Raw genomic sequence first — 25,877 nt, 5'->3', positions numbered from 1 at the left:
GTCCCGGTGGAGGTTGCCGATAACCTTCATCAGGACTCGTGTCTGAACGTATAAAAGGAACCCCCATGTCCAGTTTGATTAACAGCGCCATGAGTGGCCTCAGTGCTGCGCAGTCGGCACTCAATACCGTCAGTAATAATATTTCAAGCTACAACGTGGCAGGTTATACCCGCCAGACCACCATTCTGGGGGCATCAAACAGCACCCTGACCGGCGGTGGCTGGGTGGGTAACGGGGTCTATGTCTCCGGTGTTCAGCGTGAATATGATGCGTTTATCACCAACCAGCTGCGCGCGGCGCAGAACCAGAGCAGTGGGCTGACCACGCGCTACCAGCAGATGTCAAAAATTGACGATGTGCTTTCTGATACCACGAACTCGCTTTCTGCCAACCTCCAGGATTTCTTTAAAAGCCTGCAAACGCTGGTGAGTAACGCAGAAGATCCGGCTGCTCGCCAGACGGTACTCGGGAAGGCGGATGGTCTGGTAAACCAGTTTAAAACCAACGATCAATATCTCCGCGATCAGGATGCGCAGGTCAATACGGCGATTTCTACCAGCGTCGATCAGATCAATAACTACGCGAAACAGATTGCCAATCTTAACGATCAGATCTCCCGACTGACTGGCGTCGGTGCGGGCGCATCTCCGAACGAACTGCTCGATCAGCGCGATCAGCTGGTGAGTGAACTGAACAAGATTGTCGGTGTGGACGTCACCGTACAGGACAGCGGCACCTACAACATCTCTATCGCCAACGGTTACACCCTGGTACAGGGCAGCAACGCCAGCCAGCTGGCGGCGGTGAAATCCGGTGCGGACCCAGCGCGTACAACAATTGCGTATGTGGATACCGCAGCGGGCAACGTGGAGATCTCAGAAAAACAGATCACCACGGGGTCGCTTGGGGGGCTGTTAACGTTCCGTTCTCAGGATCTGGATCAGGCGCGAAACACCCTTAACCAGATGGCGCTGGCGTTTGCGGATGCCATGAATACCCAGCACCAGGCTGGCTTTGATGCCAACGGGGATGCAGGCGGCAAGCTGTTTGATTTTGGCTCGCCGGCAGTGCTGAGTAACGGTAAAAACACCGGAAGCGCGTCCGTTACGGCCACGATGACGGACAGTACAAAGGTCCAGGCGACAAACTATAAAGTCGAGTACAACGGTACTGACTGGACAATCACGCGTCTGTCGGACAACACCAGCTTCACGGCCAAGCCTGACGCCAGCGGTAATCTGTCGTTTGATGGTCTCAACGTTAAGATTAGCGGCTCAGCCGATAATAAAGACAGTTTCATCGTCAAACCGGTGAATGACGTCATTGTCAATATGGACGTAGCGATCAGCGACGAATCCAAACTGGCGATGGCCTCCGCGAAAGGAAGCGGTGAAAGCGACAATACCAATGGCCAGAAGCTGCTGGATTTACAGAGCGCCAAATTGGTGGGAGGGAACAAAACCTTTAACGATGCTTATGCCGCGCTGGTCAGTACGGTGGGCAGCACCACGGCGTCGCTGAAAACCAGCAGCGAAACCAAAGTTAACGTGGTGACGCAGCTGACCAAACAACAGCAGTCAATCTCCGGGGTTAACCTGGATGAAGAGTATGGCAACCTGCAACGCTATCAGCAGTACTATCTGGCGAATGCGCAGGTGCTGCAAACGGCGAGCACGCTGTTTGATGCATTGATCAATATCCGCTAAGGCTGAGGCATAAAAAATGCGTATTAGTACTCAAATGATGTATGAGCAAAGCATGCGCGGCGTGACGAACTCCCAAAGTCTCTGGCTCAGCTACGGCGAGCAGATGTCTACGGGGAAGCGTATCAACCGTCCGTCTGACGATCCGATTGCCGCCTCGCAGGCCGTTGTGCTCTCTCAGGCTCAAACGCAAAACAGCCAGTATGCGCTGGCACGCTCCTTCGCTACGACGAAAGTCTCGCTGGAAGAGAACGTGTTATCGCAAGTGACAACCGCCATCCAGGCTGCTCAGGAAAAGATTGTCAATGCGGGCAACGGTACGTTAAGTGACGATGACCGCGCTTCGCTGGCCACGAACCTGCAAGGTATTCGCGATCAGCTCATGAACCTGGCTAACAGCACGGACGGTAACGGTCGCTATATTTTTTCCGGTTACAAGACCGAAGCGGCGGCTTTCGACCAGGCGACGGGTGATTATAAGGGCGGCGGAACGCCAATCAGCCAGCAGGTTGACTCCGCGCGCACGATGCAAATTAGCCATACGGGCACTGAAGTTTTCGATAGCTTCACCAGCAATGCCAAGCCAGAGCCAGATGGTAGTGCGCCGGAAACGAATTTGTTCAAGATCCTCGACTCCGCAATTGAAGCGTTGAATACGCCGATTGGGGAGGACGAAACGAAAGCCGAGGCGTTTACGGCGGCTATTGATAAAGCCAACCGTGGCCTGAGCAACTCCCTCAACAACGTGCTGACCGTGCGCGCCGACCTCGGCATCAAGCTGGATGAGCTGGGCAAGCTGGACGCTCTGGGTGAAGACCGCGCGCTGGGTCAGACGCAGCAGATGAGTAACCTGGTTGACGTGGACTGGAACTCGGTGATTTCGTCCTACACCATGCAGCAGGCGGCGTTGCAGGCCTCGTATAAAGCCTTTAGCGATATGCAGGGTATGTCTTTGTTCCAGATGAACAAATAAGACTCTGACCTGTTTGACATGTCTTGAAACTGGGCATGTTTTGACTGCCCAACCCGTCCGGGTTGGGCATTTTTTTTACACACGTTCTGCCTGTGCGGACAGCACCCGGGCGCTTTCAATCACTCTGATAGCCAGCGCAATGGCACCACACAGGGTTGCCAGAGCCACCACGCCAGACCAGCCTGCCAGCGTATAGATATTGCTGCCTAATGCCGAACCCAGCGCCATTCCGATGAAAATGACGGTAAACAGCAGGGCGTTCAGGCGTCCGCGGGCCTGCGGCTCAAGGCTGTAGACCAGGTTCTGGTGGGCCACGAGGCTGGACTGCAAGCCGAGATCGAAACCGACCGCGGAGAGGGCAATCAGGATCAACTGACCGTGTACACCCAGTGCCGGCATCATGAACATCAGGGCAAACGAGAGGGTCACCAGCGCGGCACCCAGCTGGGTCACTTTACCGGCGCCCAGCTTATCTGCCAGACCCCCTGCCAGCGGTGCAGCCAGCGCACCAGCGGCTCCGGCAATACCAAATCCACCCGCTATGGCACTGCCAAGATGATACCGTTCCAGCAGCATGACCGCCAGCGTTGACCAGAATGCGCTAAAGGCAATCGACAGAAAGCCCTGGGCCAGCGCGGCCCGACGCAGCGCCGGATAGCGGCGCCAGAGGTGTTCCATGGAGCGCATCAGCGCCGGGTAGCTCAGCGTGGAGAGAACGGCGAAGCGGGGAAGCACGGCCCACATCACCACGCCGATAAAGGCAATACTTGCGGCGGCCAGCTGATACATCACCCGCCAGCCAAAGGCCTCACCCACCACGCCGCTCACGCTTCTGGAGAGCAAAATCCCCAGCAGCAGGCCGGTCATCACCGTGCCGACCGTTTTTCCCTGTTTACCTTCCGGCGCGAGGATCGCTGCGGCCGGGACAATATCCTGCGCCATGGTGGCGGCCATGCCAATCAGCAGGCTGGTGAGCAGCAGGGAGTGCAGTTGTCCGGTCAGGCTACAACCCAGCAGGAACAGCGCCAGGGCCGCACTTTTTATCAGGATCAGCGTTCTGCGGTCATGACGATCGCCGAGCGGGAGCAGAAACAGGATGCCCAGGGCATAACCCGCCTGGGTGAGCGTCGGGACCATGCCCATGCCTTCGATGCTCAGATGCAGGTCTGAGCCCATCAGCGGCAGCAGAGGCTGGGCATAATAGATGGATGCCACGCTAAAGCCCGCACCGAGCGCCAGCATTAAGATTACCCAGCGGCTTACGGCCCGGGTGGTGGTTGTGTTCATAAGATGTTCCTCATTCGTTGTGTGCGGCTATTTTTTATCAGTACGCCTTGCGACGGTAGCGGGCGCGGTGGTAAAACGCTTATACGTACGGCGTATGGGTAAAAATGGTATGAAAAGGTCTGAGCGTATAGATCGGGTAGAACTGATGCGAACGTTTGTTCGCATTGTGGAGGCGGGGTCTCTTTCTGCGGCGGCACGTCAGCTGGCAACAACCCAGGCCACGGTGAGCCGACGGTTGCAGTCGCTTGAGACCATGCTGGGAGTACGCCTGATGCTGCGCACAACCCATACGACCCGGCTGACCGATGACGGCGAACGCTGCTATCAGCATGCCCGACGGGTGATTGACAGCTGGCTGGCGCTAGAAGACGAGGTAGGGCAGACGGAAGATGAACCGGTTGGGGTGCTGAGGGTGCGCGCCCCGCACGCGTTTGGCCAGGATCAGCTTCTGAAACCGTTAACCGAATTTTTACAGCGCTATCCCCAGCTTTCTGTTGAGTGGATGCTCAACGATCGCTCGGTTGATTTCCTCGGCGACAACCTTGACTGTGCTATTCGGGTGGGTGTGGAAGTCGATCCGGCAACCGTGTCCGTGCTGCTGGCTGAAGTGCCGCGCTCGGTGGTGGCTTCACCGGAATTACTGGCCCGTTATCCCGCGGTTAAAACGCCGGAAGATTTGCAGCAGCTTCCCTGGATTGCCATCAGCTCTTTTTATCAACGCCATGTGGAGCTTTTCCACGATGCATCATCTGCCCCGGCGCGGGTTACCATTACGCCACGCCTGAGTACCGACAGCCTGTATGTGGCGCGCAATACGGCACTCACCGGGCTGGGCGTGGCGGTGGTATCCAGCTGGACAGTACAGGATGATATTCAGGAAGGAAGACTGGTGCATCTACTGCCAGAGTGGCAGCCGGCAGCGTTACCGGTACATCTGGTTTACCCCTGGTCTCGTTATTATCCGGCGCGCTTGCGGCGTTTTCTGGAGCTGATGCGGCAGATAATGCCGGAGGTCACCGGAATGAGAAAGCCCCTGCAACAGCCATAAAAAAGCCGACCCGAAGGTCGGCTTTCAGTCTTAGCGTGCGTTATTCAACAGGCTGAGGACGAGTAGCTGGCGCAGTAGCCATGTGCGTTGCACTGTGACCACCGGCAGCACCTTTGCCTTCGAAGTTGAATGCCGGACGAACCCAGTCGCTATGGCGTGGCGCTTCAGGTACATACTCAGGTGCCGGGGCGCGAGTCATCGGCGCGGTAGCAACGTGAGCAGGCGCTGGAGCGGCAACGACCTCAACCGGCTCGGATTTCACTTCAGCCTCTTTGACCTCTTCGACAACAGGCTCAACCTGAATCTCGACGTCCTGAACAACCTCTTCCGTCACCGTTTCGACGGTAACGTCTGCGGGTTCTTCTGCTGCGGAGACCGGCTCAGCTTCCTCCGCGACTTCTTCAGCCACCACGGTATCTTCTTCGGCAATGATCTGCGGAGTGGCATCAACCGGCGCAGCAATGACTTCAGGATGGGTCGTTTCCACTTCCACAGCCTGCGGTGCCACCGTGTCAACAACTTGCGGTTCAACCACGGTTGCCGCTTCAGTCACGACGTCTTCCACCGCTGCTACCGGTGCAATCACCTCTTCGGTCACAGCCTGTTCTTCAACAGCCTGCTCCGGGCGAGCAACCGGATAACGGATCCAGACTTTACCGGATGCCATCTCAGGTGACGCGCACGCCACGGTCAGCGGCATTGGCGACTGAGTCGGGTAACGCTCGTCACGGTAGCGACGACGACGCTGGCCGCTCACGCGCAGGTGACGCGGAGAACGACGGGAGCGACGCGGCATACCTGCGTTGTCACGGTTTTCGCTGCTTTCGTCCTGCTCAACCTGATTTTCCACTACGGCTGGCAGGTCAACTTTTGCAACCTGGGTACCCGTTGTGCTTTCTGCTGCTTCAACCGCGATAACGTCGTTTTCTTCCGTCTGAACAGCACCCACACGTACTTTCTGGGTCAGCTGACGCTGCTTACGACGCGGCATAACCTGAGTACGCTCTTCCTGCTCCGTGTCCTGCTGTTCAACAGGCGCTTCGCGGTTCAGGTTTTTGACTTCCTGCTGGGCCTGGCGTTTCTCGTCGTTACGACGACGGTTACGCTCGCGGCGAGGTTGCTGCTCGTCACGCTGTTTGCTCTTCTCGGACTCATCGCCCGCCTGCTGGCGAATCTCACGATCTTCAACGTTCTGCTGTTGCTTCTCGCGACGGTTGCGACGGTTGTCCTCGCGTTGTTCACGACCTTCGTTGTTCTCGGAACGATTATCACGGCGCTCGTTACGATCGCTACGGTCGTTGCGGTCATTACGATCGCGACGATTGTTCTGACGCTTACGACGGTCCTGCTGACGCTCTGGTTTCGCTTCTTTTGGCGCTTCTTTCGGCTGCTCAGGCTGAACTTCTTCGCCAGCAAACATTTTTTTCAACGCGCCGAAGATGCGGCTCAGGAGACCCGGCTGCTCAGGCTGCGCTTTTGGCGCGGCAGGGGCCGCCTTTTGCACGGCAGGTTTTGCCGCTGGTTTTTCCAGCGTCGCTTCCGGCGGGGCTTCCGGCATGATGAAGGTTGCTAATGCAGGCTGCTCAGGCAGTTTACGCTCGGCAGGCTCTTCATCCGATGGCAGCGCCATTTCTTCTTCATGCAGCTTCGGCAGCAGGTAGCTGAGGGTGCTTGTCTCTTCGCCTTTACGCACGCGCAGCACGTGATAGTGCGGGGTTTGCATCTCGTCGTTTGGCACGATGATGCAGCGAACACCGCCCTGACGCGCTTCGATTGCGCTTACCGCTGCACGTTTTTCGTTCAGCAGGTAGGAGGCAATCGGCACCGGAACGATGGCGTGAACCTCTTTGGTGTTCTCTTTCAGCGCTTCTTCTTCAATCAGACGCAGAATAGAGAGGGAGAGCGATTCATTGTCACGCACGGTACCCGTACCGGAACAGCGCGGGCAGACGTGATGGCTGGACTCGCCGAGTGACGGGCTCAGACGCTGACGGGACATTTCCAGCAGGCCGAAGCGCGAGATATGGCTAATCTGGATACGTGCGCGATCCTGGCGCACCGCTTCACGCAGACGGTTTTCAACCGCACGCTGGTGGCGAACCGGGGTCATGTCGATGAAGTCGATAACAATCAGACCACCCAGGTCGCGCAGGCGGAGCTGGCGGGCGATTTCATCAGCGGCTTCAAGGTTGGTGTTGAAGGCGGTCTCTTCGATGTCGCCGCCGCGGGTTGCACGCGCGGAGTTGATGTCGATAGCGGTCAGCGCTTCGGTGGTATCAATTACGATAGAACCGCCGGACGGCAGACGCACTTCACGCTGGAAGGCAGACTCGATCTGGGATTCGATCTGATAGTGGCTGAACAGCGGGATTTCACCGGTGTACAGTTTAATTTTGCTGGTGAAATCCGGGCGACCCAGCGCGGCGATGTGCTGGCGAGCCAGCTCAAGCACTTTCGGGTTATCAATCAGAATTTCACCGATGTCCTGACGCAGATAATCACGGAAGGCACGCACAATAACGTTGCTTTCCTGGTGGATCAGGAACGGAGCAGGACGGCTCTCAGCCGCTTTCTTGATGGCTTCCCAGTGCTTCAGACGGAAGCTCAGGTCCCACTGCAACGCTTCGGCAGATTTGCCGACGCCTGCGGTGCGCACGATAAGGCCCATGCCGTCTGGCAGCTCGAGACTTGCCAGCGCTTCTTTCAGCTCGGTACGGTCATCGCCTTCGATACGGCGAGAGATGCCACCCGCACGCGGGTTGTTTGGCATCAATACCAGATAGCTTCCTGCCAGGCTGATAAAGGTGGTCAGTGCGGCACCTTTGTTGCCACGCTCTTCTTTATCGATCTGGACGATAACTTCCTGACCTTCACGCAGAACATCTTTAATGTTCGGACGGCCATGGGAGTTGTAGTTTGCAGGAAAATATTCGCGGGCGATTTCTTTGAGAGGAAGGAAACCGTGACGCTCAGCACCGTAATCGACAAATGCAGCTTCAAGGCTTGGTTCAATGCGGGTGATTTTGCCTTTGTAAATGTTCGCTTTTTTCTGTTCGTGTCCAGGACTTTCGATATCCAGATCGTACAGGCGCTGCCCATCCACAAGGGCGACACGCAACTCTTCTTGCTGAGTTGCGTTGATTAACATTCTTTTCATCGTAACTTACTCGTTATTCTTACATTGACGACAAAGCTGCGGGCAAGGTGACGCTTTCCGGGGTATGAACCGATGGCCTCGTGTCTATTCACGTCGCCAACCTCACGGTTGTCGCTCGCTTAAGAGGCGCAGAGTGTCGGTTGCCTGTGTTTCATACGGAAACACAGCGCAATTATCAGGGGAATTGCCTGGGAAAACTCTCCAGAGAACAATCCTTATACCGGGAAGTACTGCAACCCGCAGCCCGCTAACTGCCTGAAAGATCAATACGTCTTACGCCATTGCTGCGTGGATGATCGGTCAGACAAAATTGGTCATTCCGTCGACATCCTTACAAAACCCGGATTTAACGCGGAAAACGGATTCATTATTCCACTGCTCGCCGGGTTATAGCAAGATGACTTTTACCAATTATCACCCGGTTACTCACAGTTTCTTCACTTCAACGGGGTGATTGGTTTAATAACCACCAAATCGATTGCGCGAAAGGGGAGTGGTCCGGATAAAAGTAAATATAAGCATAGAAAAATGAGTGGCGCTAATGTCTGACGCTATTTAGAATCGCCAACCATGAAAACAGAGACTCCAGCCGTAAAAATGGTTGCCATCGCCGACGACGAGGCGGGGCAACGTATCGATAATTTTTTGCGCACCCAGTTGAAGGGCGTGCCAAAAAGTATGATTTATCGCATCTTGCGTAAGGGCGAGGTGCGGGTGAACAAAAAACGCGTGAAGCCAGAGTATAAGCTCGAGGCGGGCGATGAAGTCCGGATCCCACCGGTACGTGTTGCAGAGCGTGAAGAAGAGGTCGTTTCTCCGAAGCTGCAAAAAGTCGCGGCCCTGAGCGACGTTATCCTTTATGAGGACGACCACATTCTGGTGCTGAATAAACCGTCCGGAACGGCGGTACACGGGGGGAGCGGTCTGAGCTTCGGCGTGATTGAAGGGTTACGCGCGCTGCGCCCGGAAGCGCGTTTCCTCGAACTGGTTCACCGTCTTGACCGCGATACCTCTGGCGTGCTGCTGGTGGCGAAAAAACGTTCTGCGCTGCGTTCACTGCATGAACAGCTGCGCGAAAAAGGGATGCAGAAAGATTACCTGGCGCTGGTGCGCGGCCAGTGGCAGTCCCACGTGAAAGTGGTGCAGGCGCCGCTGCTGAAAAATATTCTGCAAAGCGGCGAGCGCATTGTTCGTGTTAATCAGGAAGGGAAACCGTCTGAGACGCGCTTTAAAGTTGAAGAGCGCTACGAATTCGCCACGCTGGTGCGCTGTAGTCCGGTGACGGGGCGTACCCACCAGATTCGCGTCCATACCCAGTTTGCGGGCCATCCGATTGCGTTTGATGACCGCTATGGCGATCGCGAATTTGATAAGCAGCTGGCGGGAACAGGGCTGTCGCGTCTGTTCCTGCACGCGGCAGCGCTGAAATTTACCCATCCTAATACCGGCGAAGTTATCCGTATTGAAGCGCCGCTGGATGAGCAGCTCAAACGCTGTCTGAAAGTTCTGCGCGGCTAAGGTAAATGTAAAACGGCAATGTATATTGCCGTTTTTTATGTTTGCCCCCTCTCCCTGTGGGAGAGGGCCGGGGTGAGGGCATCAGGCCGCAGGGATCACATCGTCAGCGGATTACACTCTTCTCGCCTCAACATCTGGCACAGCGCAATCAGCGGCAACCCCACCAGCGTGTTGGGATCGCGGCCATCGAGCTTGTCGAACAACGCAATCCCTAGTCCTTCACTTTTAAAGCTCCCTGCACAGTTTAGCGGACGTTCCCGACGCACATAATCCATAATCTCCTGCTCGCTAAGATGACGGAAGTGCACATCAAACGGCTCGCACTCGGTTTGCAGATGACCGGAAGCCGAATTATAAAGCGCCAGGCCGGTATAAAAGGTCACGATACCGCCTCGCGCACGCAACAGCTGCTGGCAGGCGTTTTCTTCCGTATGCGGTTTGCCGGTGATTTCGCCGTCCAGCACACAAACCTGATCGGAGCCTATAATCAGATGTGCGGGGTAACGTACGGCCAGCGACTGTGCTTTCTCTTTCGCGAGACGGGTCACCAGATGACGCGGTGACTCGCCCGGCTGTGGCGTTTCATCCACCTCCGGCGCAGCGCATTCAAACGGGATCCCGAGCTTTTCCAGCAGCATTCGGCGATAAGGTGAAGTGGAAGCAAGGACGAGATTTGGCATATTTTTATCACCAGATATAGCGTATCGATGCCAGCCATTTTAAACTACAGGCCGCAATGTGTGCGAATAATTGGCAAAAGGCAGCTCTGGTTGCCTTTTTCTTTGACTCTATGACGTTACAAAGTTAATATGCGCGCCCTATGCAAAAGGTAAAATTACCCCTGACTCTTGATCCGGTTCGTACGGCTCAAAAACGCCTCGATTACGAAGGAATCTATTCTTCCGATCAGGCTGAGCGTATTGCCGAATCTGTAGTCAGTGTGGACAGTGATGTAGAATGCTCCATGTCGTTCGCTATCGACAACCAGCGTCTCGCCGTGTTAACCGGTGATGCAAAGGTGACGGTAACGCTCGAATGTCAGCGTTGCGGGAAACCGTTTGTACAGCATGTTCACACAACGTATTGTTTTAGTCCGGTTCGTTCTGACGAACAGGCTGAAGCACTCCCGGAAGCGTATGAGCCGATTGAGGTTAACGAATTCGGTGAAATCGATCTTCTGGCGCTGGTTGAAGATGAAGTCATCCTCTCCCTGCCAGTCGTTCCGGTGCATGATTCTGAACACTGTGAAGTGTCCGAGGCGGACATGGTCTTTGGGGAACTGCCTGATGAAGCGCAAAAACCAAACCCATTTGCCGTATTAGCCAGCTTAAAGCGTAAGTAATTGAGGAGTAAGGTCCATGGCCGTACAACAGAATAAACCAACCCGTTCCAAACGTGGCATGCGTCGTTCCCATGACGCGCTGACCGCAGTTACCAGCCTGTCTGTAGACAAGACTTCTGGTGAGAAACACCTGCGTCACCACATCACCGCTGACGGTTTCTACCGCGGCCGCAAGGTTATCACTAAGTAATCACGCGTCAGCGTGATTAGGCTTAGTGAGGAACTTCCCCGTGCAAACGGGGAGTTTACCGAACCAGGCTGCGACGATACCTTGACACGTCTAACCCTGGCGTTAGATGTCATGGGGGGAGATTTTGGCCCTACCGTGACAGTGCCTGCAGCATTGCAGGCACTGAATTCTAATTCGCAACTCACACTTCTTTTAGTCGGTAATCCCGACACAATCACGCCATTACTTGCAAAAGCTGACTTTGAACAACGTTCGCGTCTGCAGATTATTCCTGCGCAGTCAGTTATTGCCAGTGATGCCCGGCCATCGCAGGCTATTCGTAATAGCCGCGGCAGCTCTATGCGAATGGCGCTGGAGCTGGTGAAAGAAGGGCGAGCGCAGGCTTGCGTCAGCGCGGGAAATACTGGCGCGCTGATGGGGCTGTCGAAATTATTGCTCAAGCCGATTGAGGGCATTGAGCGTCCGGCGCTGGTGACGGTATTACCGCATCAGCAGAAGGGCAAAACGGTGGTGCTGGATCTGGGCGCTAACGTGGATTGTGATAGTACAATGCTGGCTCAGTTTGCCGTTATGGGGTCGGTGCTGGCTGAAGACGTGGTCGGGATTAACAATCCCCGCGTTGCTTTACTGAATATTGGTGAAGAAGAGACTAAAGGCCTGGACAGTATCCGCGACGCTGCGGAAATACTCAAACAGGTCCCCTCCATCAACTATATTGGTTATCTCGAAGCCAATGAGTTGCTGACGGGCAAAACGGATGTATTAGTGTGTGATGGCTTCACCGGAAACGTGACGTTGAAGACCATGGAAGGGGTCGTACGAATGTTCCTTTCTCTGCTGAAATCGCAGGGAGAAGGTAAAAAAAGGTCCTGGTGGCTGATTTTATTAAAGCGTTGGTTACAAAAAAGCCTGACGCGGCGATTCAGTCACCTCAACCCCGACCAGTATAATGGCGCCTGTCTGTTAGGATTGCGCGGCATCGTGATTAAGAGTCATGGCGCCGCCAATCAGCGAGCATTTACCGTCGCGATTGAACAGGCAGTGCAGGCGGTGCAGCGACAAGTCCCTCAGAGGATTGCCGCTCGCCTGGGATCTGTATTAGCTAAAAGTGACTGAGCGTACATGTATACGAAGATTTTAGGTACCGGCAGCTACCTGCCAAAACAAGTGCGTACCAACGCCGATCTTGAAAAAATGGTAGATACGTCTGACGAGTGGATTGTCACGCGCACAGGTATCCGTGAACGTCGTATCGCCGCGCCAGACGAAACTGTGTCCACCATGGGCTACGAAGCCGCTCAGCGAGCGCTTGAGATGGCTGGCATTGATAAAGAACAGATCGGGCTTATTGTGGTGGCGACAACCTCTGCCACGCATGCCTTCCCAAGCGCAGCGTGCCAGGTGCAGAACATGCTCGGCATCAAAGGCTGCCCGGCATTTGATGTTGCAGCAGCGTGCGCGGGTTTCACCTATGCGCTGAGCATCGCCGATCAGTATGTAAAATCGGGCGCCGTAAAATATGCGCTGGTGATCGGCGCTGATGTGCTGGCGCGTACCTGCGATCCAACCGATCGCGGCACGATCATTATTTTTGGCGATGGCGCGGGCGCGGTGCTGCTGGGGCAGTCCGAAGAGCCGGGCATCATCTCCACGCACCTGCATGCCGATGGCCGCTACGGCGAGCTGTTAACGCTGCCTAACGCCGATCGCGTTAATCCTGATAACTCCATTTACCTCACCATGGCAGGTAATGAAGTATTCAAGGTGGCGGTGACTGAGCTTGCGCATATTGTCGATGAGACGCTGGAAGCCAATAACCTTGAACGCACCGCACTCGACTGGCTGGTGCCGCATCAGGCGAACCTGCGTATCATCAGCGCGACGGCGAAGAAGCTGGGCATGTCTATGGATAACGTTGTGGTGACGCTTGATCGCCACGGCAACACCTCTGCGGCATCGGTACCGTGCGCATTTGACGAAGCGGTACGCGATGGACGAATTAAACGGGGCCAACTGGTCTTGCTTGAAGCCTTTGGTGGCGGGTTCACCTGGGGTTCCGCGCTGGTTCGTTTCTAGGATAAGGATTAAAAAATGACGCAATTTGCTTTTGTGTTCCCGGGACAGGGCTCGCAAACTGTTGGGATGTTGTCTGAAATGGCAGCAAACTATCCGGTTATTGAAGAGACTTTCCGTGAAGCCTCTGACGCGCTGGGTTATGATCTGTGGGCGCTGACCCAACAGGGCCCCGCTGAAGAGCTGAACAAAACCTGGCAGACTCAACCGGCACTGCTGGCAGCCTCCGTCGCATTGTGGCGCGTATGGCAGCAGCAGGGCGGCAAAGCGCCGACGCTGATGGCGGGTCATAGCCTGGGTGAATACTCTGCGCTGGTCTGCGCAGGGGTGATTGCCTTCGCTGACGCGGTACGCCTGGTTGAATTGCGTGGTAAATTCATGCAGGAAGCGGTGCCAGAGGGCACGGGCGGCATGTCTGCCATCATCGGTCTGGATGATGCTTCTATCGCTAAAGCCTGTGAAGAATCTGCTGAAGGTCAGGTCGTTTCTCCGGTAAACTTTAACTCGCCAGGCCAGGTGGTTATCGCGGGTCATAAAGAAGCGGTTGAGCGTGCAGGCGCTGCCTGTAAAGCTGCGGGCGCAAAACGTGCACTGCCCCTGCCGGTGAGCGTGCCGTCTCACTGCGCGCTGATGAAGCCCGCTGCCGATAAGCTGGCGGTTGAGCTGGAAAAAATGACCTTTAACGCACCGACGATTTCCGTTGTGAATAACGTCGATGTGCAGTGCGAAACCGCGCCGGAGGCTATCCGTAACGCGCTGGTTCGCCAGCTCTACAGCCCGGTTCAGTGGACTAAAACCGTTGAATTTATGGCGTCTCAGGGCGTTGAACATCTGTATGAAGTTGGTCCAGGTAAGGTACTTACCGGTCTGACAAAACGTATTGTAGACACCCTGACTGCCTCGGCGATTAACGAGCCGGAAGCCATGAAAGCGGCACTCTCGCAATAAAAGAGGAATACCATGAGTTTTGAAGGAAAAATTGCCCTGGTGACCGGCGCAAGCCGCGGTATTGGGCGCGCTATTGCTGAAACACTGGTTGCGCGCGGCGCGACGGTGATCGGGACTGCGACCAGTGAGAATGGCGCACAGGCCATCAGCGACTATCTGGGTGCGAACGGTAAAGGTCTGGTACTGAATGTGACTGAACCAGCATCTATCGAATCTGTTCTGGAAAATATTCGCGCAGAGTTTGGCGAAGTGGATATTCTGGTCAATAATGCCGGGATCACTCGCGACAACCTGCTGATGCGAATGAAAGACGACGAGTGGAACGATATTATCGAAACCAACCTGTCATCTGTATTCCGTCTGTCAAAAGCGGTAATGCGCGCTATGATGAAAAAGCGTCATGGTCGTATTATCACTGTAGGTTCTGTGGTTGGTACCATGGGAAATGCTGGTCAGGCTAACTACGCTGCGGCGAAAGCAGGTCTGATCGGTTTCAGTAAGTCGCTGGCGCGTGAAGTCGCGTCCCGCGGAATTACTGTAAACGTTGTTGCTCCGGGCTTTATTGAAACGGACATGACGCGTGCGCTGACTGATGAGCAGCGTGCGGGTACGCTGGCGGCAGTTCCGGCGGGTCGTCTTGGCGACCCTAAAGAAATCGCCAGCGCGGTTGCATTTTTAGCCTCTGACGAAGCGGGTTACATCACTGGTGAAACCCTCCACGTCAACGGCGGGATGTACATGGTTTAATCACGATCGAAAATATTTGCGTTATTTGGGCAAATGGCCTCAAAATAACGTAAAATCGTGGTAAGACCTGCCGGGATTTAGTTGCAAATTTTTCAACATTTTATACACTACGAAAACCATCGCGAAAGCGAGTTTTGATAGGAAATTTAAGAGTATGAGCACTATCGAAGAACGCGTTAAGAAAATTATCGGCGAACAGCTGGGCGTTAAGCAGGAAGAAGTTGTGAACTCCGCTTCCTTTGTTGAAGACCTGGGCGCAGATTCTCTTGACACCGTTGAGCTGGTAATGGCTCTGGAAGAAGAGTTTGATACTGAGATTCCGGACGAAGAAGCTGAGAAAATCACCACCGTTCAGGCTGCCATTGATTACATCAACGGTCACCAGGCGTAAGTGAACATCTCCAGGCGGTCATTCGACCGCCTGAGTTTTATCTTTTGTTGTCCCACGAATCTCTTTTTTATCCCTCCCTGGAGGACAAGCGTGTCTAAGCGTCGTGTAGTTGTGACCGGACTTGGCATGTTGTCTCCTGTCGGCAATACCGTAGAGTCCACCTGGAAAGCTCTCCTTGCCGGTCAGAGCGGCATCAGCCTAATCGACCATTTCGATACTAGCGCCTATGCAACGAAATTTGCTGGCTTAGTAAAGGATTTTAACTGTGAAGAGATCATCTCGCGCAAAGAACAGCGCAAGATGGATGCCTTCATTCAATATGGAATTGTCGCTGGCGTTCAGGCCATGCAGGATTCTGGCCTTGAGATTACGGAAGAGAACGCGACCCGTATCGGCGCCGCTATCGGCTCCGGGATTGGCGGTCTTGGTCTGATTGAAGAAAACCATACATCTCTGATGAATGGCGGCCCGCGTAAAATCAGCCCGTTCTTCGTTCCGTCTACGATTGTCAACATGGTGGCAGGTCACCTGACCATTATGTTCGGCCTGCGTGGCCCAAGCATCTCAATCGCGACAGCCTGTACGTCTGGCGTGCATAACATCGGCCAGGCCGCGCGTATCATTGCGTACGGCGATGCAGATGCTATGGTTGCGGGCGGCGCTGAAAAAGCCAGTACCCCGCTGGGCGTCGGTGGCTTCGGTGCAGCGCGTGCGCTCTCTACCCGAAACGATAATCCGCAGGCGGCGAGCCGTCCGTGGGATAAAGACCGTGATGGTTTCGTGCTGGGTGACGGTGCAGGTATGATCGTACTGGAAGAGTACGAACACGCGAAAAAACGTGGCGCGAAAATTTATGCTGAAGTTGTTGGCTTTGGCATGAGCAGCGATGCTTATCACATGACGTCTCCTCCAGAGAACGGCGCAGGCGCTGCGCTGGCGATGGAAAACGCCATCCGCGATGCGGGCATTACGCCGGCACAGATTGGCTACGTTAACGCCCATGGGACGTCTACCCCTGCGGGCGATAAAGCAGAAGCGCAGGCTGTTAAGTCTATCTTCGGCGAATCTGCCGGCCGCGTAATGGTAAGCTCCACGAAATCCATGACCGGTCACCTGCTGGGTGCTGCGGGAGCAGTAGAGTCAATCTACTCTATTCTCGCGCTGCGCGATCAGGCGGTACCGCCAACCATCAACCTGGATAATCCGGATGAAGGTTGCGATCTGGACTTCGTTCCTCACGAAGCACGCCAGGTTAGCGGTATGGAGTATACCCTGTGTAACTCCTTCGGCTTCGGTGGGACTAACGGTTCTCTGATCTTCAAAAAGGTCTGAGTCTGGTTAGTCGCTGACGATAAAAAAGGTCCGCTTGCCGGGCCTTTTTTATTAGGTGAAATCCCCTTGTCCGGCTGCTCACATCCTGCCAGACTGAGCCTCCACGCATAAGGAGCCACCATGTTTTTAATTAATGGCCTTGAGCAAGACACGCTGCCGGCAAGCGACAGGGCGACCCAGTTTGGCGATGGCTGTTTCACGACTGCGCGTATTCTCAACGGTGGCGTGTGTCTGCTCGGGGCCCATATCCTTCGTTTACAAAAAGCCTGCGAAGCACTACTGATCCCCTTCTCGCAGTGGGACATTCTTGAAAGTGAAATGCGTCGGCTGGCGGCAGATAAGGCAAGCGGCGTCCTGAAAGTCATTATCAGCCGCGGGAGCGGTGGCCGGGGTTATAGCGGATCTGCCTGTCTGCATCCTACGCGGATCCTTTCCGTTTCAGATTATCCTTCCCATTATGCGCACTGGCGTGAAGAGGGCGTAGCCCTGGCGTTAAGTCCGGTACGTCTGGGGCGAAACCCGATGCTCGCGGGTATAAAACATCTCAACCGCCTTGAACAGGTGCTTATTCGTACTCATCTTGAGCAGACGGAGGCCGGGGAGGCGCTGGTTCTTGACAGCGAAGGGTACATTACGGAATGCTGTGCGGCTAATTTACTCTGGCGGAAGGGCAGTGACGTGTTCACGCCTTCGCTGGAGCAGGCCGGCGTCAACGGCATTATGCGGCAGTTTTGTCTGCACCAGCTGGCACGCGCAGGCTTTCGCGTTGTCGAAGTCAACGCTAAGGAAGAGGCGCTGCTGTCCGCCGATGAAGTCGTAATCTGCAATGCGCTGATGCCCGTTGTCCCCGTTCGCGCTTATGGCCGCAAATGCTGGTCATCCCGCGAGCTGTTCCAGTTTCTGGCCCCGTTATGTGAGCAAACCAGGTAGTCATGAAGAAAATGTTACGCTTTGTCCTCCTTCTTATCGTTGCGTTCGGTATCGCTGGCGGAGCGGGAGTGTGGAAAGTCCGTCAGCTGGCGGAGAGTCAGATTCTGATAAAAGACGAGACGATTTTTACCCTGAAAGCGGGGACCGGGCGGCAGACGCTTGGTCAGCAGCTGTATGACGACAAAATTATCAATCGCCCACGCGTATTCCAGTGGCTGCTGCGTATTGAACCGGACCTGTCCCATTTCAAGGCCGGCACCTATCGCTTTACCCCTGGCATGACCGTGCGCGAGATGCTGCAACTGCTGGAGAGTGGTAAAGAAGCCCAGTTCCCGCTGCGTTTTGTGGAAGGTATGCGTCTGAGCGATTACCTCAGGCAGCTGCGGGACGCGCCATACATTAAGCATACGCTGAAAGATGACCGCTACCAGACCGTGGCAGACGCCTTAAAATTCGAACATCCCGAGTGGGTGGAAGGCTGGTTCTGGCCCGATACGTGGATGTATACGGCAGGCACGACGGATGTGGCCATTCTGAAGCGCGCGCACAACAAAATGGTCGCGGCGGTAGACGCTGCCTGGAAAGGGCGAGCAGAGGGCCTGCCTTATAAAGATCAAAACCAGTTCATGACGATGGCCTCGATCATCGAGAAAGAGACGGCCGTTGCTGCCGAACGTGACCAGGTTGCCTCGGTGTTTATTAACCGTCTGCGCATCGGCATGCGTTTGCAAACCGATCCTACCGTCATCTACGGCATGGGCGAAAACTACAACGGCAGGATTTCCAGAAAAGATCTGGAGACGCCAACGGCGTATAATACCTACGTGATTAGCGGCCTGCCGCCTGGACCGATCGCGACGCCGAGTGAAGCATCGTTGAAGGCCGCCGCGCACCCGGCCAAAACGCCGTATCTCTATTTTGTGGCTGACGGAAAAGGGGGGCATACGTTTAATACCAACCTGGCCAGCCACAATCGCTCCGTTCAGGACTATCTGAAGGCACTTAAGGAAAAAAATGCGCAGTAAATACATTGTCATTGAGGGACTCGAAGGGGCGGGCAAAACAACTGCCCGTAACGTGGTGGTGGATACGCTTACGTCGCTTGGCGTTGCCGACATGGTCTTTACCCGCGAGCCGGGCGGTACGCAGCTGGCGGAAAAACTGCGCAGCCTGGTTCTGGATATCAAATCCGTTGGCGATGAAGTTATTACCGACAAAGCGGAAGTGCTGATGTTCTATGCTGCGCGCGTTCAGCTGGTGGAGACGGTGATCAAACCCGCTCTGGCAGAAGGGAAATGGGTGATTGGCGATCGCCACGATCTCTCAACCCAGGCGTATCAGGGCGGGGGCCGGGGTATCGATCAGGCCATGCTGGCTACGCTTCGCGACGCGGTTCTGGGCGATTTCCGTCCTGACCTGACGCTGTATCTGGACGTAACTCCTGAGGTGGGCCTGAAGCGCGCCCGTGCCCGCGGCGAACTGGACCGCATTGAACAGGAGTCTTTTGATTTCTTTAACCGCACCCGTGCGCGTTATCTGGAACTGGCCGGGCAGGACAAGACCATTCGTACCATCGATGCGACGCAATCCCTTGAAGACGTTACGCGTGATATTCAGCAGACCGTTACGCAGTGGCTACAGGAGCAGCAGGCATGAAATGGTATCCATGGTTGCGCCCACACTTTGAACAGCTGATCGGCAGCTATCAGGTTGGTCGGGGGCATCATGCGTTACTGATCCAGGCGCTGCCGGGAATGGGTGATGATGCGTTGATTTACGCCATCACCCGCTTTCTGATGTGCCAACAGCCGGAAGGACATAAAAGCTGCGGTAAATGCCGGGGTTGCCAGCTCATGCAGGCGGGCACGCATCCTGACTATTACACCCTCGAACCCGAGAAGGGCAAAAATACGCTCGGTATCGACGCGGTGCGTGAGGTCAGTGAGAAACTGTACGAATATGCGCGTCTGGGGGGGGCGAAAGTGGTGTGGCTGAATGACGCCGCGCTACTCACGGAAGCCGCAGCCAACGCCCTGTTAAAAACCCTGGAAGAGCCGCCAGAGAATACCTGGTTTTTCCTCTCCTGCCGCGAGCCGGAACGCTTGCTGGCGACGCTGCGCAGTCGCTGCCTTCTTCACCACCTCGCTGTCCCTCAGGAATCCTGGGCGCTCGCCTGGCTTGAGCGAGAAGTGACGGTGTCACAAGATGCGGCGCGCTCGGCGTTGCGCCTGTGCAGCGGTGCGCCTGCGGCTGCGCTGGCCTTATTGCAGCCGGAGGTGTGGTCCCAGCGTGAAACGCTATGTCGTGCGGTTGAATCAGCCCTCGATAGCCATGACTGGCTGAGCGTGCTGCCAGCGCTGAACAGCGATCAGGCACCGGAACGGCTGCACTGGCTGGCCGCACTGCTGCTGGATGCGCTCAAAATCCAGCAGGGGGCGACGCTTCTGACTAACCCTGACGTGTGGGCGCTGGTCACCACGCTGGCGAATCGCCTGTCAGGGCAGTCGCTGCACGCTATCCTTCATGATATCTGCCAGAGCCGTGAACAACTTTTGACAGTGACCGGTCTCAATCGCGAGCTTTTACTGACCGACCAGTTACTGCGTATCGAACACTACCTGCAACCGGGCGTCATACCGCCGGTTTCCCACCTCTGAGAGAGACATTATGTTTTTAGTCGACTCACACTGCCATCTCGATGGCCTGGATTATCAGTCCCTGCATAAAAATGTGGACGACGTGCTGGCGAAAGCCGCCGCGCGCGATGTGAAATTTTGCCTGGCCGTGGCGACCACGTTGCCGGGTTACCGCGCCATGCGTGAACTGGTAGGCGAGCGCGATAATGTCGTCTTCTCCTGCGGCGTGCATCCGCTGAATCAGGATGAAGCGTACGACGTTGAGGATTTACGCCGTCTTGCCGCAGAAGAGGGCGTAGTGGCGATGGGCGAGACCGGTCTCGACTATTTCTACACCCCGGAAACGAAACCTCGCCAGCAGGAATCCTTCCGCAACCACATCCGTATTGGCCGTGAACTGAATAAGCCTGTTATCGTTCATACCCGCGATGCGCGCGCCGACACGCTGGCGATCCTGCGGGAAGAAAAGGTGACGGATTGCGGTGGCGTACTACACTGTTTCACTGAAGACAGAGAAACGGCGGGTAAGCTGCTTGATTTAGGCTTTTATATCTCGTTCTCGGGGATTGTAACGTTCCGGAATGCTGAGCAACTGCGTGATGCGGCGCGATATGTTCCGCTGGATCGTATTCTGGTGGAAACCGATTCCCCGTACCTGGCACCGGTGCCTCATCGCGGCAAAGAAAATCAGCCAGCGATGACCCGGGATGTCGCTGAGTATATGGCCGTTCTGAAAGGTGTCAGTATTGAAGAGCTGGCTCGCGTGACAACGGAAAACTTCGCCAGTCTGTTCCATATCGACCCCGCCCACCTGCAATCTGTCTGATACGCCTGTTATTTTTAGGCTCGTAATTAATAAGTAAAACGAGTAAAGTTCACCGCCTCATTTGGGGCGGTGATGGCGTTTTTAGACACATCCAGACATGCTTTATGTAAATATCTGCAAGTTTTTTGGCCGTCTTGAACTGAAACGTGATAGCCGTCAAACAAACTCAGAGGGAATTATTTTACTCTGTGTAATAAATAAAGGGCGCTTAGATGTCCTGTCCACGGCGCGGTACTCCCCCCGGGCCAATGCGTGAAAACGTAAAAAAAGCACAAATACTCAGGAGCACTCTCAATTATGTTTAAGAATGCATTTGCTAACCTGCAAAAGGTCGGTAAATCGCTGATGCTGCCAGTATCCGTACTGCCTATCGCAGGTATCCTGCTGGGTGTCGGTTCTGCAAACTTCAGCTGGCTGCCAGCCGTAGTTTCCCACGTGATGGCCGAAGCAGGCGGTTCTGTTTTTGCTAACATGCCGCTGATCTTCGCTATCGGTGTTGCTCTGGGCTTCACCAATAACGACGGTGTATCCGCGCTGGCGTCCGTTGTTGCTTACGGCATCATGGTGAAAACCATGGCTGTGGTTGCGCCGCTGGTACTGCACTTACCTGCTGAAGAGATTGCCGCTAAGCATCTGGCGGACACCGGTGTTCTCGGTGGTATCATCTCCGGTGCGATTGCAGCGTATATGTTTAACCGCTTCTATCGCATCAAGCTGCCTGAGTATCTGGGCTTCTTCGCGGGTAAACGTTTTGTGCCGATCATTTCTGGTCTGGCCGCGATTTTCACCGGTGTGGTTCTGTCTTTCATCTGGCCACCAATCGGTACAGCAATCCAGACCTTCTCTCAGTGGGCGGCTTACCAGAACCCGGTTGTGGCGTTCGGTATCTACGGCTTCATTGAGCGCTGCCTGGTACCATTTGGTCTGCACCACATCTGGAACGTTCCATTCCAGATGCAGATTGGTGAATACACCAACGCAGCAGGCCAGGTGTTCCACGGCGACATCCCACGCTACATGGCGGGTGACCCAACGGCAGGTAAACTGTCTGGTGGCTTCCTGTTCAAAATGTACGGTCTGCCGGCCGCCGCAATTGCGATCTGGCACTCTGCTAAACCAGAGAACCGTGCAAAAGTGGGCGGTATCATGATCTCCGCAGCGCTGACCTCGTTCCTGACCGGTATCACCGAGCCGATCGAGTTCTCCTTCATGTTCGTTGCGCCGATCCTGTACATCATCCACGCGGTACTGGCAGGTCTGGCATTCCCAATCTGTATCCTGCTGGGTATGCGTGACGGTACGTCCTTCTCTCACGGTCTGATCGACTTCATCGTTCTGTCCGGTAACAGCAGCAAGCTGTGGCTGTTCCCAATTGTGGGTGCGGGCTACGCAGTGGTGTACTACACCGTCTTCCGCGTGCTGATCAAAGCACTGGACCTGAAAACGCCGGGTCGTGAAGATGCAACGGAAGACAGCAAAGCCGGTGTGACCAGCGAAATGGCGCCTGCTCTGGTAGCTGCTTTCGGCGGTAAAGAGAACATCACTAACCTGGACGCGTGTATCACTCGTCTGCGTGTGAGCGTTGCCGACGTTGCGAAAGTAGACCAGCCGGGTCTGAAAAAACTGGGCGCAGCGGGCGTCGTTGTTGCAGGTTCTGGTGTTCAGGCAATCTTCGGTACGAAATCCGATAACCTGAAAACCGAAATGGATGAGTACATCCGCAACAACTAAGCTGTGACCTGGGGAGACTAAGGCAGCCGAATGGCTGCCTTTTTTATTACTGCGGCTTGTGGTGCCGGGTGGCGGCGGCACCTTACCGGGCCTACGTGATGGGTAGGCCCGATAAGCGCAGCGCCACCGGGCTTCTGTCACTCAGAAATCGTAGCTCGCGCTCACCGAGACGTTCAGCGGCGCGCCATACACTACATAAGAACCGACGTAATCGTAATACTCTTTGTCGAACAGGTTGTTGACGTTAGCCTGCACCGCAAAATCTTTGGTGACCTGATAACGGCTGAACAGGTTCACCAGCCCATAGCTGCCTTGCTCCGCGCGGGAACGTCCTGCCGGGCCGCCTTCCACGTCCGTCCACACTTTGTTCTGCCAGTTTACGCCGCCGCCCACGGTCAGTTCCGGCAGCATTGGCAACTGATAGCGGGTGAAGAGCTTCATGGTTGTGCGCGGCTGATCGGCGCTGACGGCGTTGCCATTCTTATCTTCTGCGATGTAACGCGTCGCGCCGAAGGTCAGCTGCCAGTTATCGGTCAGGGCACCGTTGAGCTCGAACTCGACCCCTTTGCTGACCACCCCGTCCAGCGATTCATAGATCGACTCACCGCTCGGCATGTAGGTATAGGTGTTGCTGGCGACGTTATCCTGCTCAATGCGGAAAATCGCCAGCGAGGTGGTGAGACGGGTATTAAACCAGTCCGCCTTCACCCCGGCTTCGTAGCTTTTACCCGTGGTAGGGTCAAGATAACGTCCGCTGGCATCGCGCTTATCCTGCGGCTGGAAGATAGAGGTATAGCTGACGTAGGTCGACCAGTCCTCATTGATGTCATACACCAGGCCGGCGTACGGCGTGACATCATCTTTGGTGCTTTCCAGACGGGTATTCGGCGATCCTGCCGGGTTATAACGAATGTTATATTGGGTGTAGCGCGCGCCCAGGATCAGGTGCAGCGGATCGGCCAGCGAGAAACGAGCCGACGAATAGGCTGAAGACTGGCGAATATCATCCTTGCTGTAGAGTTTCCACGGCGTCCACTGGGGATCGGCGATGTTCCCGTTCCAGTTCTTAAAGTTGCCGACATCAACCATGCCGTATACCGCATCCGGCATGGAGTTGTCGTAATGGTTACGCTGACGGCTGAAGCTGCCGCCGAACATCATTTCGTGCTGACGGCCAAAGAGATCGAAGCCGCCGCGCAGGAAGGCGTCAACCGCATCCTGTTTACGTTCCCCACGGTTCCAGCCGCCGTAACCCACCAGGCCCGCACCGGTCTCTTTATCCGGATAGCCGGACATATACATCAGTTTGGAGTCGAAGTTGGTTTCAGCGTGCATGCCGTTGATGTGCGCTTCCCAGCCATTATCGAAACGCTGAGTCAGGTTAGCGAAGATGCGGGTGCTGTCTTTATCTGAATAAGCCCAGTCAGGTGCGACGGTCTGGCTACGATTGTAGTGGGTCTTACTTCCGTCGCTGTACCAGGTCGGCAGCCCGCCCCAGGTCGGGTCGGCGGTATGGCTTTCCTGATATTCATACCCTACCGAGAGGGTGGTGCTGTCGGTGACATCCGCGTCCATCACGCCGTAGAGGAATTTCTTCCGGTAGTGGTAGTTATCCACGAAGCTGTCGTTGTCCTGATAACCCGTAATCAGACGGCCCCGTACCTTACCTGACTCTACCAGCGGCGCCTGGAGATCCAGCACGTAGCGCTGCTTGTCCCAGCTGCCGTAACTGGCGGAGACGTTACCTTTAAATTCCGGGCTGTCCGCGTGCTTACGCACCATATTAACGTACGCCGCCGGGTTGCCCGTGCCGGACATCAGGCCGGTGGCGCCGCGAACCACTTCGATGCGGTCATAAATCGCGGTATCCGCGGCGGTATCACCAAAGTTCCACACTTCACTGATGGAGGTTGGCAGGTCGTCATAGGCGTAGTTGCTGACGAAAAAGCCGCGTGAGTAAAACACGGTACGGTCGCTGTCCTGCACCTGGGCCGTAATGCCCGTGGTATTCGTCAGCACCTGTCCGATGGATTGCAGATTCTGGTCAGCCATACGTTGCTGGCTGATAACGCTGACGGACTGTGGGATGTCGCGGGGAACCAGCAACAGTTTGGTGCCGGTGGTGGTGGTTTTTACGCTGTAATCCTGATCCTGGCTGGCAGAAAGATCCTGTGTGTTGTCAAAACCCCCGTCTACGACGACGGTATCTTCGGTGGTTGAAGCAGCGAAAGCAGCGGTTGGCGTCAATGCCATAGCAATGCAGGCGGCCAGCAACGAAGGTGTTGCGGCAGGCTGATGTTGCCCATCCCTGGTGTGATTAATGAAAGACATCATCAAACCCTTAGTGAATGGTGAAGGTAATTCGCGACAGTCCCGCTAGCACGGGCTGACGTCGTTTTCTATGTTAAAAATGCGCATGAAAATGCAAATGCGAAATATACGCATTGTGATTAACGCTGTAAACAGATGTTTCGGGATGAACTGAAATAAGGTTTCTGAAAAGAAATGTCCTAAAGCGATGCCTCTTAAGCCAGATGGCGGACAATCAGGAAAGAAATCACGGGAGAAGGTTGAAAGGACAGGAGAAACTCGCTCATACTCTTGTCTTGTGTCACGCAGTAAATCAGACAATGTGTGTTAACAACGGACGCACGACGCCAGATTAAACTTAAAAGGAAAAGGTCATGGCTGAAGAAACGATTTTCAGTAAAATTATCCGCCGCGAAATTCCGTCGGATATTGTCTATCAGGATGAACTGGTCACGGCTTTCCGCGACATTTCTCCCCAGGCGCCGACGCACATCCTTATTATTCCCAATATTCTGATCCCGACCGTTAATGACGTTAAAACCGAGCATGAAGTGGCGCTGGGCCGTATGCTTACGGTAGCCGCGAAAATCGCAGAGCAGGAAGGGATTGCTGAGGACGGATACCGTCTGATCATGAACTGTAATCGCCATGGCGGCCAGGAAGTCTATCATATTCATATGCATCTGCTGGGTGGACGTCCACTGGGACCGATGCTGGCACATAAAGGTCTTTAAT

Annotated in this window: 23 protein-coding genes; 19 read left to right on the top strand and 4 right to left on the bottom strand. The window is 55.1% G+C overall.

From position 1 onward, the window contains the following. Positions 1–65: 65 nt before the first annotated feature. Together flgK and flgL are read left to right on the top strand one after the other, a co-directional pair. The gene (flgK, locus tag ACJTMZ_RS05010) at positions 66–1,706 is read left to right on the top strand and encodes a flagellar hook-associated protein FlgK (RefSeq protein ID WP_252010822.1); all 1,641 of its coding nucleotides are present in this window, start codon (positions 66–68) and stop codon (positions 1,704–1,706) included. A gap of 16 nt (positions 1,707–1,722) precedes the next feature. Next, positions 1,723–2,676 carry a flagellar hook-associated protein FlgL gene (gene flgL / locus ACJTMZ_RS05005; RefSeq protein WP_017384730.1) on the top strand — a complete coding sequence of 318 codons (954 nt, stop codon included), beginning with the start codon at positions 1,723–1,725 and terminating at the stop codon, positions 2,674–2,676. Between the two features lie 75 nt (positions 2,677–2,751). Here flgL and ACJTMZ_RS05000 read toward each other — a convergent pair whose 3' ends face one another. After that, positions 2,752–3,963: an MFS transporter gene (locus tag ACJTMZ_RS05000; protein WP_252010821.1), complete on the bottom strand. Its 1,212-nt coding sequence runs from the start codon at positions 3,961–3,963 to the stop codon at positions 2,752–2,754. Between the two features lie 94 nt (positions 3,964–4,057). Here ACJTMZ_RS05000 and ACJTMZ_RS04995 point away from each other — a divergent pair, with 94 nt between their 5' ends. Next, positions 4,058–5,011, top strand: coding sequence for a LysR family transcriptional regulator (locus tag ACJTMZ_RS04995; protein ID WP_032671510.1), 954 nt, complete (start codon positions 4,058–4,060; stop codon positions 5,009–5,011). 40 nt (positions 5,012–5,051) lie between these two features. On the opposite strand, the gene rne is transcribed toward ACJTMZ_RS04995, so the two are convergent. Further along, positions 5,052–8,168, bottom strand: a complete 3,117-nt coding sequence (gene rne, locus ACJTMZ_RS04990; RefSeq protein WP_252010820.1) for a ribonuclease E — start codon at positions 8,166–8,168, stop codon at positions 5,052–5,054. Positions 8,169–8,738: 570 nt separating this feature from the next. Between rne and rluC the strand changes: the two genes are divergently transcribed. After that, entirely contained in the window at positions 8,739–9,686 is a 948-nt protein-coding gene (rluC, locus tag ACJTMZ_RS04985; RefSeq protein WP_003857970.1) for a 23S rRNA pseudouridine(955/2504/2580) synthase RluC, read from the top strand. A gap of 95 nt (positions 9,687–9,781) precedes the next feature. Here rluC and ACJTMZ_RS04980 read toward each other — a convergent pair whose 3' ends face one another. Further along, positions 9,782–10,366 carry a nucleoside triphosphate pyrophosphatase gene (locus tag ACJTMZ_RS04980; protein ID WP_017693639.1) on the bottom strand — a complete coding sequence of 195 codons (585 nt, stop codon included), beginning with the start codon at positions 10,364–10,366 and terminating at the stop codon, positions 9,782–9,784. A 140-nt stretch (positions 10,367–10,506) separates the two neighbouring features. Between ACJTMZ_RS04980 and yceD the strand changes: the two genes are divergently transcribed. From yceD to ptsG, 14 genes are all read left to right on the top strand, one after another. Then, entirely contained in the window at positions 10,507–11,028 is a 522-nt protein-coding gene (yceD, locus tag ACJTMZ_RS04975; RefSeq protein WP_003857966.1) for a 23S rRNA accumulation protein YceD, read from the top strand. A gap of 16 nt (positions 11,029–11,044) precedes the next feature. Beyond that, the gene (gene rpmF / locus ACJTMZ_RS04970; protein ID WP_003857964.1) at positions 11,045–11,218 is read left to right on the top strand and encodes a 50S ribosomal protein L32; all 174 of its coding nucleotides are present in this window, start codon (positions 11,045–11,047) and stop codon (positions 11,216–11,218) included. A gap of 81 nt (positions 11,219–11,299) precedes the next feature. After that, complete coding sequence (gene plsX / locus ACJTMZ_RS04965; protein ID WP_017693638.1) at positions 11,300–12,334, top strand: phosphate acyltransferase PlsX; 1,035 nt, start codon at positions 11,300–11,302, stop codon at positions 12,332–12,334. 6 nt (positions 12,335–12,340) lie between these two features. Then, positions 12,341–13,294 (top strand): beta-ketoacyl-ACP synthase III, encoded by a 954-nt coding sequence (locus tag ACJTMZ_RS04960; RefSeq protein WP_017384725.1) that lies wholly within the window; start codon positions 12,341–12,343, stop codon positions 13,292–13,294. Positions 13,295–13,309: 15 nt separating this feature from the next. Continuing rightward, positions 13,310–14,239, top strand: a complete 930-nt coding sequence (gene fabD, locus ACJTMZ_RS04955) for an ACP S-malonyltransferase (RefSeq protein ID WP_015570824.1) — start codon at positions 13,310–13,312, stop codon at positions 14,237–14,239. A 12-nt stretch (positions 14,240–14,251) separates the two neighbouring features. Continuing rightward, positions 14,252–14,986 carry a 3-oxoacyl-ACP reductase FabG gene (fabG, locus tag ACJTMZ_RS04950; protein WP_003857956.1) on the top strand — a complete coding sequence of 245 codons (735 nt, stop codon included), beginning with the start codon at positions 14,252–14,254 and terminating at the stop codon, positions 14,984–14,986. Positions 14,987–15,140: 154 nt separating this feature from the next. Continuing rightward, a complete protein-coding gene (gene acpP / locus ACJTMZ_RS04945) occupies positions 15,141–15,377 on the top strand; it encodes an acyl carrier protein (RefSeq protein WP_003857954.1) in 237 nt (78 codons plus the stop codon). 90 nt (positions 15,378–15,467) lie between these two features. Next, entirely contained in the window at positions 15,468–16,709 is a 1,242-nt protein-coding gene (gene fabF / locus ACJTMZ_RS04940; protein WP_032104090.1) for a beta-ketoacyl-ACP synthase II, read from the top strand. A gap of 120 nt (positions 16,710–16,829) precedes the next feature. Next, entirely contained in the window at positions 16,830–17,639 is an 810-nt protein-coding gene (gene pabC / locus ACJTMZ_RS04935) for an aminodeoxychorismate lyase (protein WP_032647994.1), read from the top strand. 2 nt (positions 17,640–17,641) lie between these two features. Further along, positions 17,642–18,664: a cell division protein YceG gene (gene yceG / locus ACJTMZ_RS04930; RefSeq protein ID WP_408626879.1), complete on the top strand. Its 1,023-nt coding sequence runs from the start codon at positions 17,642–17,644 to the stop codon at positions 18,662–18,664. Continuing rightward, positions 18,654–19,295: a dTMP kinase gene (gene tmk, locus ACJTMZ_RS04925; RefSeq protein ID WP_015570821.1), complete on the top strand. Its 642-nt coding sequence runs from the start codon at positions 18,654–18,656 to the stop codon at positions 19,293–19,295. The genes yceG and tmk overlap by 11 nt, the downstream gene beginning before the upstream one ends. Continuing rightward, the gene (gene holB / locus ACJTMZ_RS04920) at positions 19,292–20,296 is read left to right on the top strand and encodes a DNA polymerase III subunit delta' (protein ID WP_017384721.1); all 1,005 of its coding nucleotides are present in this window, start codon (positions 19,292–19,294) and stop codon (positions 20,294–20,296) included. The genes tmk and holB overlap by 4 nt, the downstream gene beginning before the upstream one ends. A gap of 10 nt (positions 20,297–20,306) precedes the next feature. Continuing rightward, positions 20,307–21,101: a metal-dependent hydrolase gene (locus ACJTMZ_RS04915; RefSeq protein WP_017384720.1), complete on the top strand. Its 795-nt coding sequence runs from the start codon at positions 20,307–20,309 to the stop codon at positions 21,099–21,101. Positions 21,102–21,398: 297 nt separating this feature from the next. Beyond that, positions 21,399–22,832 (top strand): PTS glucose transporter subunit IIBC, encoded by a 1,434-nt coding sequence (gene ptsG / locus ACJTMZ_RS04910; RefSeq protein ID WP_006809245.1) that lies wholly within the window; start codon positions 21,399–21,401, stop codon positions 22,830–22,832. Between the two features lie 141 nt (positions 22,833–22,973). On the opposite strand, the gene fhuE is transcribed toward ptsG, so the two are convergent. Beyond that, positions 22,974–25,163: a ferric-rhodotorulic acid/ferric-coprogen receptor FhuE gene (gene fhuE / locus ACJTMZ_RS04905; RefSeq protein WP_017384719.1), complete on the bottom strand. Its 2,190-nt coding sequence runs from the start codon at positions 25,161–25,163 to the stop codon at positions 22,974–22,976. A 353-nt stretch (positions 25,164–25,516) separates the two neighbouring features. On the opposite strand from fhuE, the gene hinT reads away from it, so the two are divergent. After that, a complete protein-coding gene (hinT, locus tag ACJTMZ_RS04900) occupies positions 25,517–25,876 on the top strand; it encodes a purine nucleoside phosphoramidase (protein WP_006809243.1) in 360 nt (119 codons plus the stop codon). Position 25,877 lies beyond the last annotated feature (1 nt).

This window comes from Enterobacter sp. DN, from assembly GCF_046054285.1.
Taxonomy (GTDB): Bacteria; Pseudomonadota; Gammaproteobacteria; order Enterobacterales; family Enterobacteriaceae; genus Enterobacter; species Enterobacter hormaechei_C.
Note: the sequence above shows the minus strand (reverse complement) of the source record. Positions and strands in the feature narration are given on the sequence as shown.

Excerpts from the sequence above, each read along its gene's own strand:
- flgK (WP_252010822.1), top strand. The coding sequence starts at position 66 with ATGTCCAGTTTGATTAACAGCGCCATGAGTGGCCTCAGTGCTGCGCAG.
- flgL (WP_017384730.1), top strand. The coding sequence starts at position 1,723 with ATGCGTATTAGTACTCAAATGATGTATGAGCAAAGCATGCGCGGCGTG.
- ACJTMZ_RS05000 (WP_252010821.1), bottom strand. The coding sequence starts at position 3,963 with ATGAACACAACCACCACCCGGGCCGTAAGCCGCTGGGTAATCTTAATG.
- ACJTMZ_RS04995 (WP_032671510.1), top strand. The coding sequence starts at position 4,058 with ATGGGTAAAAATGGTATGAAAAGGTCTGAGCGTATAGATCGGGTAGAA.
- rne (WP_252010820.1), bottom strand. The coding sequence starts at position 8,168 with ATGAAAAGAATGTTAATCAACGCAACTCAGCAAGAAGAGTTGCGTGTC.
- rluC (WP_003857970.1), top strand. The coding sequence starts at position 8,739 with ATGAAAACAGAGACTCCAGCCGTAAAAATGGTTGCCATCGCCGACGAC.
- ACJTMZ_RS04980 (WP_017693639.1), bottom strand. The coding sequence starts at position 10,366 with ATGCCAAATCTCGTCCTTGCTTCCACTTCACCTTATCGCCGAATGCTG.
- yceD (WP_003857966.1), top strand. The coding sequence starts at position 10,507 with ATGCAAAAGGTAAAATTACCCCTGACTCTTGATCCGGTTCGTACGGCT.
- rpmF (WP_003857964.1), top strand. The coding sequence starts at position 11,045 with ATGGCCGTACAACAGAATAAACCAACCCGTTCCAAACGTGGCATGCGT.
- ACJTMZ_RS04960 (WP_017384725.1), top strand. The coding sequence starts at position 12,341 with ATGTATACGAAGATTTTAGGTACCGGCAGCTACCTGCCAAAACAAGTG.
- fabD (WP_015570824.1), top strand. The coding sequence starts at position 13,310 with ATGACGCAATTTGCTTTTGTGTTCCCGGGACAGGGCTCGCAAACTGTT.
- fabG (WP_003857956.1), top strand. The coding sequence starts at position 14,252 with ATGAGTTTTGAAGGAAAAATTGCCCTGGTGACCGGCGCAAGCCGCGGT.
- acpP (WP_003857954.1), top strand. The coding sequence starts at position 15,141 with ATGAGCACTATCGAAGAACGCGTTAAGAAAATTATCGGCGAACAGCTG.
- pabC (WP_032647994.1), top strand. The coding sequence starts at position 16,830 with ATGTTTTTAATTAATGGCCTTGAGCAAGACACGCTGCCGGCAAGCGAC.
- yceG (WP_408626879.1), top strand. The coding sequence starts at position 17,642 with ATGAAGAAAATGTTACGCTTTGTCCTCCTTCTTATCGTTGCGTTCGGT.
- tmk (WP_015570821.1), top strand. The coding sequence starts at position 18,654 with ATGCGCAGTAAATACATTGTCATTGAGGGACTCGAAGGGGCGGGCAAA.
- holB (WP_017384721.1), top strand. The coding sequence starts at position 19,292 with ATGAAATGGTATCCATGGTTGCGCCCACACTTTGAACAGCTGATCGGC.
- ACJTMZ_RS04915 (WP_017384720.1), top strand. The coding sequence starts at position 20,307 with ATGTTTTTAGTCGACTCACACTGCCATCTCGATGGCCTGGATTATCAG.
- ptsG (WP_006809245.1), top strand. The coding sequence starts at position 21,399 with ATGTTTAAGAATGCATTTGCTAACCTGCAAAAGGTCGGTAAATCGCTG.
- fhuE (WP_017384719.1), bottom strand. The coding sequence starts at position 25,163 with ATGTCTTTCATTAATCACACCAGGGATGGGCAACATCAGCCTGCCGCA.
- hinT (WP_006809243.1), top strand. The coding sequence starts at position 25,517 with ATGGCTGAAGAAACGATTTTCAGTAAAATTATCCGCCGCGAAATTCCG.